The organism is Devosia sp. ZB163 (genome assembly GCF_028613635.1).
Lineage (GTDB): Bacteria > Pseudomonadota > Alphaproteobacteria > Rhizobiales > Devosiaceae > Devosia_A.
Map to the genome: position 1 here is coordinate 1,236,032 of NZ_JAQRMY010000001.1, position 13,517 is coordinate 1,249,548.

Consider the following 13,517-nt stretch of genomic DNA (forward strand, 5'->3'; position numbering starts at 1 on the left):
ACGGGGAGGCGCTCAGCGCTCCTGCGTCGCCTCGAAGGCGAGGAGCACCATGGCCATTGTGCCGCGCACGTGGGCGGCGCTGATGCGGGCGGCGGCGTCGGGGTCGCGGCGGCGGAAGGCGTCGAGGAGGGCGTGGTGTTCGGAGCGGACGCGGTCGGCGAAGCTGGCGTCGCGGCCGTAGCGGTTCATCAGGCTTTCGCTGAGGCCGTAGTAGCGCGGGATGAGGTGGTCCGCGGCCTCGAGGTTGCCCCCGTGCGTGTTGATGAAGCGGTGGAAATCGTGGTTGGACGCATCGATCCGGGCCCAGTCCATGTCGTCGATCGCCGCGTCGTGGATGGCCTGCAGGGCCTCGAGCTTCCGCAACGACGAGAGCGATGCCTCCTCGGCGAACTGCCGGGCGAGGAAGGACTCGAGCGCTTCGCCGATCTCGTGCGCGTGGATCAGGCGGTTGCGATCGAGCATGCGGACCCGCGCGCCGTGATTGGGGATGAGCTCGACCAGCCCTTCGCCCTCGAGCTGCTGCAGCGCCTCGCGCACCGGCTGGACGCTGACGCCGAGTCGCTCCGCGATGGCAGTCATGCGCAGCCAGCCGCCGAGTGGAATGTCGCCGTTGACGATCTCGTTGCGCAACAGCCCGGTCACCCGCTGGTAGGCGGTCTCGACCTTGGTGTCCGGCGCGCCGGCGCGCTTGCGCTGCCTGGGTGCCGATGGGGCGTCCTGATCCATGGCGTCCTCGTCATCGTATACGATGTTGACAGGTTTGATACGATCTTGCATGTTCGTATACGTGACCTGTTACCGAGCGGTCCAGCGGAAATCCAACAAATAACGCTGGTCCGGGGGCACGTCGCGCAAGTTCTGTGGCAAGCGCCGAGCGCGTGAAAACGGTCTCCCCGGCCGTTGGCGAAGCCTTGCTGTCCGCCTCAAATGGACGAGTTCTTCGTCCCGTGACTGCATACTGGGAGGATCATTGTGATCAGAAAGCTTTTGGTGGCTGCCGCCTTCGGGCTCGCGGCCGGTGTCTCCGCGCTGCCTGTGCAGGCGCAGACGACGCTCGACTTCGCATCCTGGCAGCTCGAGGAGCCCGGCAACGCCGACTGGTGGAAGGCCGTTATCGCCGCCTTCGAGGCTGAGAACCCCGATATCAAGATCGGCCAGACCTATATTCCCTTCGCCGACTACCTGACGCAGCTGACCATCCGCTTCGCGTCCAACCGCGCGCCGGCGCTGCTGCAGATTTCCGAGCAGAACTATGGCGCCTACGCCGCGCAGGGCTGGCTCGCCGGGCTCGACGACCACATCAAGGGCACCGACATCGAGACCGGCTGGGCCAGCGCCCAGAAGGACCTCACCTGGGACGGCGAGACGCGCGGCGTCATCGTCTCGAACAGCTCGCTGATGCTGTTCTACAATGAGAAGCTGCTCGCCGATGCCGGCGTCGCCGTGCCCACCAGCTTTGCCGAATACCAGACCGCCGTCGCGGCGATGACCAAGCCGGACTCCGGCGTCTTCGGCCTTTCGGCCGTGACCACCGAGCACCCGACCGTGGCCGAAGATCTCCACCGCTACATCGGCTATGCCGGTACCAGCGTCATCAAGGACGGCAAGTACAACCTCACCTCGCCCGAGGTGATCGCTGCCGTCGAGACCTACCGCAACGTCGTCGGCAAGAATGCTCCGCTCGGCAACAACTCGGCCGTCGCGCGCCAGCTCTTCGTCGATGGCAAGACCGCCTTCCTCGTTGACGGCCCGTGGGTCTGGTCGTGGCTCGAGAAGGCCACTCCCGAAATGCGCCCCAACCTCCACATGGTGCGCACCCCCTGGGATCCGCCGCAGGCTCCGGGCGGCATCACGCTGCACATCGCAGAGGGCCTCGATGAGGCGACCGAAGCTGCTGCGTGGAAGTTCGTCCAGTTCGCGACCAAGCCCGAGTGGCAGCGCGAGTACCTGATCATCACCGGCCAGCCTTCCGGCCGCGCCTCTTCGGTGCTGACCGCCGAGGACGTCGAGAAGTACCCGCACCTGCAGCTGATCAGCGAGACCTCGGCCGCCGGCGTGCCGCTGTTCCCGACCAACCAGGCTGTGCGTGCGTACTTCAACGAGTACTCCGCGATCCTGCGCGCCACGGCGCTGAAGGTCCTGACCACGGCCGATCCGGTCGACAAGATCCTCGCCGATGCGCAGGCTGAACTCGAGCGCGCGGTTCCGCTGAACTGACGCTCTCTCCCCGGGCGCGGCGACCTCCCTCGCCGCGCCCACCCGACTCCAATCATCTGAGGACGAGGCCGATGACGAACACGTCTTCACTCGATTCCGCCGGCTCCCGGCCGCGGCAGTTCGGCATCAACTACCATCGCCGGCAGACATTGCTGTCATTCGCACTGCTGCTGCCTGCGGCCGCTGCGGTGCTGATCCTCATCGTCTACCCGCTCTACCAGGTCGTCGATATCTCGTTCCGCGACGGCCGGGTAATGAACTTCGCCAAGATCGGCGAACTGCCGCTGGGCCTCGGCAACTACGCCCGGGTGCTCGCCGACCCGCTGTTCTGGCGCGCCACGCTCAATTCGACGCTCTATGTCGGCGGCAGTGTCGGCGGAGCCTTCCTTGTCGGCCTCGGCACGGCGCTGCTGCTCAACAAGGAGCTGCCGGGCAACCGCTTCCTGCGCACCATCATCCTCGTGCCATGGGCGGTGCCGGGCGTCATCGTCGCCATCATGTTCCTCTGGATCCTCGACGGCTCGTTCGGCGTGTTCAACGCGATCCTGCGCTCGACCGGGCTGCTGCAGGGCGAGATGCCGTGGTTCGTCGACAGCCGCTCGGCGATGATCGCGGTGATCATCCCGACCATCTGGAAGACCTATCCGCTCATCACGCTGACCATCCTTGCCGCGCTCCAGTCGATCCCGCGGGAACTCTACGAGGCCGCCAATGTCGACGGCGCCAACAAGGTGCAGCAGTTCGGCTACATCACCTGGCCCGGCATCCAGGGCGCGTCCTTCCTCGTCGTCATGATCTCGGCGCTCGGCGTCTTCCGCGATGTCGACATCGTCTTCGCGACGACCGGCGGTGGACCGGCCAACGCCACCGAGACGCTGGCGCTTTACGTCTACAAGGAAGCGTTCCACTACTTCCGCATGGGGACGGCTACCGCGGTCGGCACGCTGATGATCTGCGCGGCGTTCGCCATCGCGGCAACGCTCGCCACCCTGTCGCGAAACTCGAAGTTCTGAGGGGGACATCATGCAGCGCTCCGAAAAGAAGCCACTCTCCCTCTCGCGCATTGTCGCGTTCGTCGTGCTCGCCGGCTTCGCCGTGGTGACGGTGTTCCCGTTCTACTGGATGGTGATGACGGCGATCATGCCGACCGACACGATCCTGTCGCGCACGCCGTCGCTGCTGCCCGATCTGTCGCGCCTCAGGTTCGATGCCTTTGCGCAGGTGTTCGACGGCCGGCCGTTCCTCACCTGGATCATCAACAGCCTGATCGTCGCCTTCGCGTCGACCTTCCTGAGCCTGTTCGTCTCGACGCTCGCCGGCTACTCGCTGTCGCGCTTTTCGAGTCCGCCGCAGCAGGCGCTGGGTGGGGCACTGCTGATCAGCAAGCTGATCCCGGCGAGCCTGATCCTCATTCCGCTGTTCATCATCTACACCAACACCGGCCTGTTCAATTCGCTGGGCGGGCTCGTCGCTGCCAACATGACGATCGGCGTGCCGCTCGCCACCTGGCTGATGAAGGGTTTCTTCGACCGCATTCCGCGCGAACTCGAGCAGGCGGCGATGATCGATGGCGCCAACCAGATCCAGGCGCTGTGGCTGGTGGTGCTGCCGCTTGCCAAGCCCGGCATGGCCGCTTCGACCGTCTACCTGGTGCTGACCAGCTGGAGCGAGTTCATCTTCGCCCGCACGCTCGTCGACAAGCCCGGTGTGCAGGTCCTGACCGTCGGCATGCAGAGCTTCGTGGGCGAGCAGATGGTCGACTGGTCCATGCTGATGGCTGCCGGCACCATCTCGGTGCTGCCCGCCATCGTCCTCTTCATCTTCCTCGAACCGTTCCTGGTCTCCGGCATGACCAAGGGCGCGCTCGCCGGCACCTGATTTCGAACAAGGCAGTTACAGAATGGATCGCAACAGCTACCGCGGCATCTTCGTCATCGTGACGACGCCGTTCACCGACGATTTCGCGCTGGATGAGGCAGCGCTCGAAAAGACCATGGACTTCTGCCTCGCAGCGGGCGTCCACGGCGTCGTCGCCAACGCCCTCGCCAGCGAAGGTGGATACCTGAGCGAAGCCGAGCGCCGGCGCGCTGCCGAGATCGTCGTCGGCAAGGCCAAGGGCAAGGTGCCTGCCATCGTCGCCGTTTCGGCGCCGCACTATCGCCTCGCGGTCGAATTTGCCCGGCACGCAGAGGAGATCGGCGCCGATGCGGTGATGTCGCTGCCGCCGACGCTCCATCCTTCGAGCCCTGCCGACATCAAGGCCCACTACAAGGCCATCGGCGCCGCGACCTCGCTGCCCCTCGTGATCCAGAACGTCTCGGGGCAGGGCGCCTCGCCGCTGAGCGCCGGCCTCATCGCCGAGCTGGTGAAGGAAATCCCGACCGCCCGCTTCGTCAAGGAAGAGTCGGGCTACCCGGCCCAGACGGTGGGCGAGATCATCAAGCTCTGCGGTGACAAGCTCGAGGGCGTCATGGGCGGCAAGGCCGGCAAGACGCTGATGGAAGAGGTCCGTCATGGCGTTGCCGGCACCATGCCGGCCTGTGAAATCGCCGACGTGCACGTGGCGCTCTGGAATGCCATCGAGGCCAAGGACGAGAAGCAGGCCCGCGATATCTTCCGGCGCCTGCTGCCGCTGCTCGACATGGAGAGCAACTACGGCATGCCGCTGATGAAGGAAGTGCTGAAGATGCGCGGCGTGATCGGCACCAATGCCGTCCGCCAGTCCGGCTTCCGTTCGCTCGATGATGCCGCCCGCGCCGAGGCCGCTGTCATCATGGACGACCTCGCCGACCTGATGCTCCCCGCCTACGCACACCGCCGCTGAGCCGCCACCCTTTGTCGGCCCGCCGGCAGTGACCAACCTGAGAAAGACCAATGACTGACAAGCAGCTGGGGCGTATCGAAAACGCCATCAACACCCACTCGAACCCGACCGAACTCCGCATCACAGACATGCGCATCGCGGTTGTCGCGGCCAACTACGACTACCCGATCATCCGCATCGACACCAACCAGGGCGTCTATGGCCTCGGCGAAGTGCGCGACGCGGGCCACGCCATGGATGCGCTGCGCTTCAAGTCGATCATCCTTGGCCAGAACCCCTGCAACGTCGACATGATCTTCCGCGCCATCAAGCGCTTCGGCAACTGGGGTCGCGAGGGCGGCGGCGTCTCGGGCATCGAGATCGCGCTGATGGACCTGATCGGCAAGGTCTACGGCGTGCCGTGCTACCAGCTGCTCGGCGGCAAGTACCGCGACAAGGTCCGCCTCTACGGCGACACCCCGACCCCCGATGATCCGACCCCCGATGATTTCGTCGAGGCAGTGAAGGGTCGTCGCGACCGCGGCCTCACCTGGATCAAGTTCGACCTGCGCCCGTCGCTGTTCGAAACCGGCGACAGCCCGCTGATCGGCCATGATGCCCGGCACGAGACCGACTTCGAGATGGGCAAGTGGTTCAAGGCCCCGATGGCCGGCCGCGGCGTCAAGCTCACCGACGAGACCATCGAGCGCGCGGCGCATGTGGTGTCGGAAGTCCGCAAGGCCGTCGGCAACGGCGTGCAGCTCTGCGTCGACCACTTCGGCGAGAACTACCTCACCGCCGACGAGGTGATCCGGCTGGGCAAGGCGCTCGAGCCCTACAACCTCGCCTGGATGGAAGACCCGGTGTCGCGCTTCGACATTCCGGGCCACAAGGTGGTGGCCGATGCGCTGCTGACCCCGATCGCCGCCGGCGAGGACCTCTACCTCCGCGACGGCTTCCGCGAGGCCATCCAGACCCGCGCCTTCGACATCGTCCACCCGGACCTGCTCACCTCGGGCGGCCTGATGGAGACCAAGCGCATCTCCGACGATGCGGAAGAGCAGGGTATCCCCACCGCGCTCCACTGCGCCGGCTCGCCGATCGGCTTCATGGCCAACATCCACACCGCCGCGGCGATCTCGAGCTTCCTCGCCTGCGAGCACCACGGCCTCGACCTGCCGTTCTGGGAAGGCCTCGTCACCGGCCTCGAGCCCGACTACATGGCCGATGGCTATGTGAAGGTGCCGGAAAAGCCCGGCCTCGGCGTCGACCTCAACCTCGAGGCGATCGAAGAGAACCTCCGCACCCCCGGCACCATGTTCCTCCCCACCGACGAGTGGAACACGCCCAAGCTCGGCTTCTGGCGTCCGGACGACCGCTGGCCCGAGTAAGCGGACGCAGGCTGTTGCGGGGCAGGTGGCCTGCCCCGCGGATGGCCTATGACGCCTGACTCATTGCTTCCCGCTCGGCGGTCGCTGCATCGTAGCGCTGCCGGGCGGTTTCTATTTTCTGGCGGTGATCGAGCGCGAACTTCCCCACGAGGAAGAGTCGCGTGACGAGCTGATGCCCGAGCTCGGTCAGGCTGTACTCGACGCGGGGCGGGATCGTCGCGTAGGCGGTGCGCAGCAGGTAGCCGTCGCGTTCGAGATGGCGCAGCGTGTGGGTCAGCTGCTTCTGCGACAGCCCCGGCAACGCGCGCTGCACGGCGCCGAACCTGACATGGTCGCCATCGCGCAGGGTGGCGAGCACGGGAACCGTCCAGCGCTCCCCGGTGAGGTCGAAGAGACGGCGGACATGCTCTGCGGCCTGGGGCGTGACCGGGCGAATCCCCTGTCCCTGCGTGGCCTCGGTTGCGGTGTCTGCTGGTCTCATCTTTTCGGCCCTTTCGTTCGTTTGCATCAGGGCCTAGGCCGTCAAGATTGCCTCAACATTGCGGGCTCGGCGGACCGCGGAAACGTGATCGTGAAACTGGCCCCGCCGGTTGGCGAATGGCCCGCGGCAATCGTTGCGCCGTGGCGGTTGACGATGTTCTGCACGAGGCTGAGTCCCAGCCCGGCTCCCTCCGAGGAGGGTTTGGCCCGATGGAACGGCTCGAAGATGTTTTCTTCCTCGCCGGCCGGGATGCCGGGGCCATCGTCGGTGATGGTGATGGTCGCCGGTGCGCTGACGGTGACGGTGATGCGCCCGCGATTGCCGGCATGGTTGATGGCGTTGCGCACGATGTTGGTCACCGCCCGCTGCAGGCTGCCCTGGTCGCCATCGACCATCATCGGCCCCTCCGGCGCGTCGAGCTCCAGTTCGTAGCCAGCCGCGATGGCGAGCGGCGCGAGGTCGGCGACGACGCCGGCGCAGAGTTCGACGAGATCGACCGGTACGAACACCGGGTCGCTGAGAGTGAGGCGCTGCACATCCAGAAGCTGATTGGTCAGCTCCCCCAGCCGCGTCACGTCGGCGAGGAGCTTCTGCTGGCCCTCGAACGGTTCCGCCGTCTCGATGCGGGCCGAGAGGATCGCGATGGGTGTCCTGAGCTCATGCGCGGCGCGGGCGAGGAAGGCTTCGCGGCGCGAATGGGCGTAGTCCAGCCGTTCGAGGGCCTCGTTCACTGCGTGGACGAGGCTCTGCACCTCGGCCGGCAGGTCGGCTTCGGGGATGCGGATGCCGCGCTGGTTGACGTCGATGCTGCCCGCCGCCTCGGCAGCGGCGTAGAGACCCTTCATCTCGCGGCGGATGAAGCGCGGGATGGCGATGCCGCTGGCAATGGCAAGCACCAGGAAGGTCGCGACCATCAGCGAGAAGATCAGCGACTGGATGATCGCGGGCAGCACGAGCGTGGGGCCGCCGCCAGTGGCGACCTTCACTCGCCCGCCCGGCATGTTGATCGTCCGTACGAGCAGCGTCGGGCTGCCCGATTCAAGCTCGAGCATGACTTGAAGCGACACGACTTCCTTCAGGCCGGTCCGTAGTGCCGCCGCCTCCGGCGGGAACGTGCCGAAGGTCGCGTCGCTGTCATCGGAGGCCACGGCGATGAACCAGAAGTCGGGATACTGCGCCGCGAGCCGCCTGAGTTCCGGCGTCTGGCTGAACTTCAGCGGCCCGCCGGGCTCGTAGGTCAGCGCTTCCTCGATGATCCGGACCGCATTGGGATCGGGCGGATGGACGTTGCGCACGCCGGAAATGACCGGCAGCACGAAGACGGCAACGAGGATCAGCCCGAAGAACAGCGCGAGCGTGACCAGCTGCACGCGGATCATGCCCTTGGTCAGGTTGTGCGACAGCGACTTCCTGGTGGGGCCGGTCACTTTGCCGTCCGCAGCAGGTAGCCCACGCCGCGCACCGGGTGGATTTCGACGCTCGCCCCGGCATCGGAGAGCTTGCGCCTCAGCCGCGAGATGTTGGCATCCAGCGAGTTGGACTGGATCTCGTCGTCGACGCCGTAGACGCTCTGCTCAAGCGTCGTCCGGCGCACCGTCTGCCCGGGGCGGCGCATCAGCGCCTCGAGCGCAAGGAACTCGCGCCGCGGCAGCTCGAGGACATTGCCGTCGACCTGGATCACGCCCCGGGTGATGTCGAACTCGACATTGCCGGCCATGATCGCCTCGGTCTGGACGTTTGCCGGGCGGCGCAGCACGGCCCTCATCCGGGCGATCAGTTCCTCGATCAGGAAGGGCTTGGCGAGATAGTCGTCCGCGCCCTTGTCGAGGCCATGAACGCGGTCGGCGGGCTTGCCCAGCGCCGAGATGACGATGACCGGCAGGTTGGGGCGCTTCTTGCGGATGAGGTCGAGCAGCGCGATGCCGTCGCCGTCCGACAACTGCCGGTCGAGCAGGGCGACGTCGTGCTCGATCATGGCGATCGCTTCTTCGGCCACTTCCAGCGTGGCGGCGTGATCCACGACATACCCCTGCTTCTCGAGGGTAGTGCGGAGCATGGAGGCGAGTTCGGGCTCGTCCTCGACCAGCAGAATTCTCATGGCCTACCCATGCCACGCGCCCAAGGTACGAGGCAACAGCATGCCCGCCCTGCCGCCTCGGCCCCCATCCCGCAATGTTCGCGCAATGTTGACCCCGCATTTAGGGGGGCTTCGCTCGCCCCCTTGCGGGGTGGGCCCGACCAATCTGGCCAGGACGCAACGATGGATCAGCACAATCAGCCGCCGCAAGGTGCAGTGAAGCCCGAATGGGCCATGTCGCGCCGCGATCGCAAGCGCAAGGCACTGCGTGAGGCCGGAATTGAGCCCGCGCGCTTCCCCTGGGTGGTGGTCGTGGGCATCGTCCTTCTCGGCGGCGCCGCGGCCTTCGTCATTCCCCAGTTCACCAACCCGAAGGCCTCGACGCCGGCAGAAGCTGTCGAGCAGTCGTCCGCGCCGGTCACCAAGCAGCTGCTGGCGATCGACGTCGCCACGGCCAGGGTCGAGACCCTGATCGAGGTGCTCAAGGCCACCGGTTCGCTCGCGCCCCGCCGCCAGGTCGCGATCACCTCGCAGGTAAGCGGCACCATCGAGGAAGTCCCGGTCCGCGTCGGCGACGCGGTGAAGGCCGGCGACGTCCTCGTGCAGGTCGACGCCGAAACCTCGACTATCCAGCTTCAGCAGCAGCGCGCGACCGCCGCGGCGACCCGCGCCCAGCTGGCGCAGGCAGTGAGCCAGCTCGAGCGCACCGAGGGCCTCGCGGCCCGTGGTCTCTCTCCCGACGCGACGGTCGAAGCCGAGCGGGCCAGCATCGAAGCGCTCAAGGCCAATCTCGAGGCTCTCGAAGCCGGGGTTGCCGCCGCCGAGCTGTCGATCCGCAATGCCACCATCACCGCCCCGTTCGACGGCGTGGTCGCGGCCCGCAGCATCGAGCCGGGCCAGGTCATCGCGCCCGGCGCCGCGCTGGTCGAGGTCGTCGATCTCTCGGTGATGGAACTCACCGCCTATGTTCCCGTCAGCGCCAGCCCGACCCTGCGTCAGGGCCAGAACGTGACGCTCACGGTCGAAGGCATCCCCGGCCGCGCCTTCGCCGGAACCGTCCAGGGGATCAGCCCCGTGGCGGCCAAGGGGACCCGCACCGTGCCCGTGCTGGTGAGCGTCGACAACGCCGATGGCGTCCTGCGCGGCGGCATGTTCGCCACCGGCCAGATCGTCACCGACGAGGTCGCGGGAGCGCTGGCCGTTCCCTCCGCCGCCCTGCGCCAGGACGACGAGGGCCAGCATGTGCTCGCCATTGTCGACGGCAAGCTCGAGCGCCGCGCCGTCGAGGCGGGCCGCTCCTGGAACGGCGCCAGCAAGGTTCAGCTTTCGGCCGGCCTCGAGGCCGGCACGGTCTTCGTTTCGGGTCGCCTCGATGATCTCGAGCCGGGCATGAACGTCACCGTGCTGGAGAACTGATCGATGTTCCTCACCAAGATCAGCGTCCGCCATCCCGTCTTCGCCACCATGGTCATGGTGGCGTTGATGGTCTTCGGGCTCTACTCGTACTCGCGCCTGTCCATCGAGCAGATGCCGAACATCGACCTCCCGGTCGTTGCGGTCGTGGTGAGCTACCCCGGCGCTTCGGCGCAATCGGTCGAGAACGACATCATCAAGCCGATCGAGGATGTCGTGAACTCGATCAGCGGCATCGATACGCTGCAGTCGGTGGCGCAGCAGAACGCTGCCATGATCATCATGATGTTCGACCTCGAGGTGAACTCCGTCGAGGCCGTGCAGGAGGTGCGCGACAAGATCGCCACCATCGAGGCGACCCTGCCCTCGAACGCCGACAAGCCGCAGATCCTGCGCTTCGACCCCAACGCCATGCCCATCATGGCGCTGGCCGTGCGCTCGGATGCGCTCTCGGCGCGCGAACTGACTCAGCTCGCCGAGGACGTGGTCGTCGACCGCCTGCGCAACATTCCCGGCGTCGGTAGCGCCGATCTCGTCGGCGGTGTGCCGGCGCAGCTGGATGTGCTCGTCGATCCCGATCGCCTCGACGGCTTCGGCGTCAGCATGGGCGAGGTCATGTCGGCCATCGGCCAGAACAACATCGACCTGCCGGCCGGCACGATCACCGAGGGCGCCGTCTCGCGGGCCATCCAGATCGAGGGCCGCCTCGAGAACGTCGAGGACTTCCGCAACATCATCGTCGCCCGCACCGGCGGCCAGGCCGTCCGCCTGGGCGACGTCGCGACCATCACGCAGGGTCAGGGCGACGAGGAGAGCCTCGCCTTCATCAACGGCGAGCGCGCCCTCGCGATCAACATCATCAAGGTCCAGGGCGGCAACACGGTCGGCGTCGCCAAGGCGGTGCACAAGGAAATCGAGCGACTGCAGGAGCGTGAGCTGCCCGCGAGCGTCAGTATCGAGACGGTGTCGGACAATGCCGTGCCGGTCGAGCAGTCCTTCCACACCGTGCAGAGCATGATCATCGAAGGCGCGGCGCTCGCCGTGCTGATCGTGTTCCTTTTCCTCAACTCATGGCGCTCGACCGTCATCACCTCGCTGACGCTGCCGATCTCGATCATCGGCACGATGACCGTGCTGTTCGCGCTCGGCTTCAGCCTCAACATGATGACGATGATGGCGCTCTCGCTGTCGGTCGGCATCCTGATCGACGACGCCATCGTGGTGCGCGAGAACATCATGCGCCACCTCCACATGGGCAAGGGGCACCTGCAGGCTGCGGTCGACGGCACCAACGAGATCGGCCTCGCCGTGCTCGCGACGACCCTCTCGATCGTCGCCGTGTTTCTCCCCGTCGCCTTCATGGAAGGCATCATGGGGCGGTTCTTCATGCAGTTCGGCGTCACCGTCTCGGTGGCCGTGCTGATCTCGCTCTTCGTCGCCTTCACGCTCGACCCGATGATGTCGTCGGTCTGGCACGATCCGGATTCCGAGCCGGGTGCCAAGCGCGGCCCCCTCGGCCGCGCCGTGGCCAGGTTCGACCACTTCTTCGAGTGGTGCGCAGGCGGTTATCGCGCGCTGCTGCGCTGGTGCCTCAGCCACCGCGTGGCGACGCTCGCGACTGCCGTGGTGCTGTTCTTTGCCAGCTTCCTGCTCGTCCCCATGGTCGGCTTCGAGGTGACCCCGGCGACGGACAACAGCGAGTTCCAGGTCGAGGTCGAGACCCCGCAGGGTTCCTCGCTCGACTACACCGGCGAGAAGGTGCGGCAGGTCGAAGCCCTGCTGCGCACCATGCCCGAGGTCGAGCGCACCTATGCCACGGTCGCTGGCGGCCGCGGCGTGTCGAGCAACAATGCCGGTACCGTCGTCGTCACCATGGTGCCGCCCGGCGAGCGCGCGCGGATGCCGCACGAGATGACCGCGCCGGTGCGCGAGCTCCTGGCCCAGGTCCCCGGCGTCAAGACCATCGTCGGCGTCTCCAGCGGCTTCGGCAGCCTCACCAAGCCCATTCAGATCACCGCCTATGGCGACAGCTTCACCGTGCTGGGCGACCTCACCGACCAGCTGGCGAACAAGCTCGAGGAAATCCCCGGCCTAACCGACGTCGAAACCTCGCTGCAGGCGGCCCAGCCGATCGTCGGCATCCGCGTCAACCGCGAGCTTGCCAGCGAGGCCGGTATCTCGCTCCAGCAGATCGGCGCGGTGCTCCAGCCGATGCTGAGCGGCGAGGAAGTCAGCGAGTGGACCTCTCCCGAGGAGCAGACCTACAAGCTGGTGGTCCGCCTGCCCGAAGGCGAGCGCAACAATGTCGAACGCCTGACCAACCTGCCGATCAGCCGCACCGAGAGCTCGGTCATCCGGCTCGGCGACATCGCCGACATCCAGACCTCGACCGGTCCGGCCGAGATCAACCGCCAGGACCTGTCGCGCCGCGTGACGGTCGACGCCAATATCGGCAGCGGCAACATCGGCGACGTGATGCCCAGGATCCAGGCTGCGATCGCCGAGATCGAGGTGCCGCCGGGATACCGCATCACCATGGGCGGCGATGCCGAGCAACTGGCCGAGATCGGCTCGTCGGCCGGTTCGGCGCTGCTGCTGGCCGTTGTCTTCATCTACCTCGTGCTGGCCAGCCAGTTCGGCAGCTTCCTGCAGCCCGTCGCCATCATGATGGCCCTGCCGCTGTCGCTCATCGGCGTGCTGGTCGGCCTGCTCGTCGGCGGCTCGACCCTCAACATGATGTCGATGATCGGCTTCATCATGCTGATGGGCCTGGTGGTGAAGAACGCCATCCTGCTGGTCGACAATGCCAACCAGCATGTGCGCGACGGCTGGAACCTCTACGACGCGCTCATCGAGGCCGGTGGCACCCGATTCCGTCCGATCATCATGACGACGCTCGCCATGGTGTTCGGCATGCTGCCGCTGGCGCTCAGCCTGCATGAAGGCTCGAGCCAGAACGCCCCGATGGCCCATGCGGTGATCGGCGGCCTCATCAGCTCCACCCTCCTGACGCTCGTCGTGGTGCCGGTGATGCTGACCTACATCGACTCCGCCAGCCGCTTCTTCAAGCGGCTGTTCGGAGGCAAGGCGCCCACCCGTCACGACACCGAACCCCACGTGGCGCCGGCCGAATAA

The 13,517-nt window shown here is 66.6% G+C and carries 11 protein-coding genes; 7 read left to right on the plus strand and 4 right to left on the minus strand.

What is annotated here, in order from left to right; translation table 11 throughout:
* Positions 1 to 12: 12 nt before the first annotated feature.
* Positions 13 to 726 (minus strand): GntR family transcriptional regulator, encoded by a 714-nt coding sequence (locus PRN20_RS06330; protein WP_273956390.1) that lies wholly within the window; start codon positions 724 to 726, stop codon positions 13 to 15.
* 246 nt (positions 727 to 972) lie between these two features.
* On the opposite strand from PRN20_RS06330, the gene PRN20_RS06335 reads away from it, so the two are divergent.
* The 5 genes from PRN20_RS06335 (at position 973) to PRN20_RS06355 (ending at position 6,411) form a co-directional block, all read left to right on the plus strand.
* Entirely contained in the window at positions 973 to 2,217 is a 1,245-nt protein-coding gene (locus PRN20_RS06335; RefSeq protein WP_273956391.1) for an ABC transporter substrate-binding protein, read from the plus strand.
* 71 nt (positions 2,218 to 2,288) lie between these two features.
* Positions 2,289 to 3,230, plus strand: coding sequence for a carbohydrate ABC transporter permease (locus PRN20_RS06340; RefSeq protein ID WP_273956392.1), 942 nt, complete (start codon positions 2,289 to 2,291; stop codon positions 3,228 to 3,230).
* 10 nt (positions 3,231 to 3,240) lie between these two features.
* Positions 3,241 to 4,095, plus strand: a complete 855-nt coding sequence (locus tag PRN20_RS06345; RefSeq protein ID WP_273956393.1) for a carbohydrate ABC transporter permease — start codon at positions 3,241 to 3,243, stop codon at positions 4,093 to 4,095.
* Positions 4,096 to 4,117: 22 nt separating this feature from the next.
* Positions 4,118 to 5,041 (plus strand): dihydrodipicolinate synthase family protein, encoded by a 924-nt coding sequence (locus PRN20_RS06350; RefSeq protein ID WP_273956394.1) that lies wholly within the window; start codon positions 4,118 to 4,120, stop codon positions 5,039 to 5,041.
* A 50-nt stretch (positions 5,042 to 5,091) separates the two neighbouring features.
* The gene (locus PRN20_RS06355; RefSeq protein ID WP_273956395.1) at positions 5,092 to 6,411 is read left to right on the plus strand and encodes a mandelate racemase/muconate lactonizing enzyme family protein; all 1,320 of its coding nucleotides are present in this window, start codon (positions 5,092 to 5,094) and stop codon (positions 6,409 to 6,411) included.
* A gap of 46 nt (positions 6,412 to 6,457) precedes the next feature.
* Here PRN20_RS06355 and PRN20_RS06360 read toward each other — a convergent pair whose 3' ends face one another.
* Genes PRN20_RS06360 through PRN20_RS06370 form a run of 3 tightly spaced genes read right to left on the minus strand, consistent with a single transcriptional unit; the run spans position 6,458 to position 8,990 of the window.
* A complete protein-coding gene (locus PRN20_RS06360; protein ID WP_273956396.1) occupies positions 6,458 to 6,892 on the minus strand; it encodes a winged helix-turn-helix transcriptional regulator in 435 nt (144 codons plus the stop codon).
* Between the two features lie 41 nt (positions 6,893 to 6,933).
* Entirely contained in the window at positions 6,934 to 8,319 is a 1,386-nt protein-coding gene (locus PRN20_RS06365; RefSeq protein WP_273956397.1) for a sensor histidine kinase, read from the minus strand.
* Positions 8,316 to 8,990, minus strand: coding sequence for a response regulator transcription factor (locus PRN20_RS06370; RefSeq protein ID WP_273956398.1), 675 nt, complete (start codon positions 8,988 to 8,990; stop codon positions 8,316 to 8,318). Before PRN20_RS06370 ends, PRN20_RS06365 begins: the two co-directional genes overlap by 4 nt.
* A 162-nt stretch (positions 8,991 to 9,152) precedes the next feature.
* On the opposite strand from PRN20_RS06370, the gene PRN20_RS06375 reads away from it, so the two are divergent.
* Positions 9,153 to 10,385 carry an efflux RND transporter periplasmic adaptor subunit gene (locus tag PRN20_RS06375; protein WP_273956399.1) on the plus strand — a complete coding sequence of 411 codons (1,233 nt, stop codon included), beginning with the start codon at positions 9,153 to 9,155 and terminating at the stop codon, positions 10,383 to 10,385.
* 3 nt (positions 10,386 to 10,388) lie between these two features.
* Positions 10,389 to 13,517: an efflux RND transporter permease subunit gene (locus tag PRN20_RS06380; protein WP_273956400.1), complete on the plus strand. Its 3,129-nt coding sequence runs from the start codon at positions 10,389 to 10,391 to the stop codon at positions 13,515 to 13,517.

Excerpts from the sequence above, each read along its gene's own strand:
- PRN20_RS06375 (WP_273956399.1), top strand. The coding sequence starts at position 9,153 with ATGGATCAGCACAATCAGCCGCCGCAAGGTGCAGTGAAGCCCGAATGG.
- PRN20_RS06380 (WP_273956400.1), top strand. The coding sequence starts at position 10,389 with ATGTTCCTCACCAAGATCAGCGTCCGCCATCCCGTCTTCGCCACCATG.
- PRN20_RS06345 (WP_273956393.1), top strand. The coding sequence starts at position 3,241 with ATGCAGCGCTCCGAAAAGAAGCCACTCTCCCTCTCGCGCATTGTCGCG.
- PRN20_RS06340 (WP_273956392.1), top strand. The coding sequence starts at position 2,289 with ATGACGAACACGTCTTCACTCGATTCCGCCGGCTCCCGGCCGCGGCAG.
- PRN20_RS06330 (WP_273956390.1), bottom strand. The coding sequence starts at position 726 with ATGGATCAGGACGCCCCATCGGCACCCAGGCAGCGCAAGCGCGCCGGC.
- PRN20_RS06370 (WP_273956398.1), bottom strand. The coding sequence starts at position 8,990 with ATGAGAATTCTGCTGGTCGAGGACGAGCCCGAACTCGCCTCCATGCTC.
- PRN20_RS06355 (WP_273956395.1), top strand. The coding sequence starts at position 5,092 with ATGACTGACAAGCAGCTGGGGCGTATCGAAAACGCCATCAACACCCAC.
- PRN20_RS06360 (WP_273956396.1), bottom strand. The coding sequence starts at position 6,892 with ATGAGACCAGCAGACACCGCAACCGAGGCCACGCAGGGACAGGGGATT.
- PRN20_RS06350 (WP_273956394.1), top strand. The coding sequence starts at position 4,118 with ATGGATCGCAACAGCTACCGCGGCATCTTCGTCATCGTGACGACGCCG.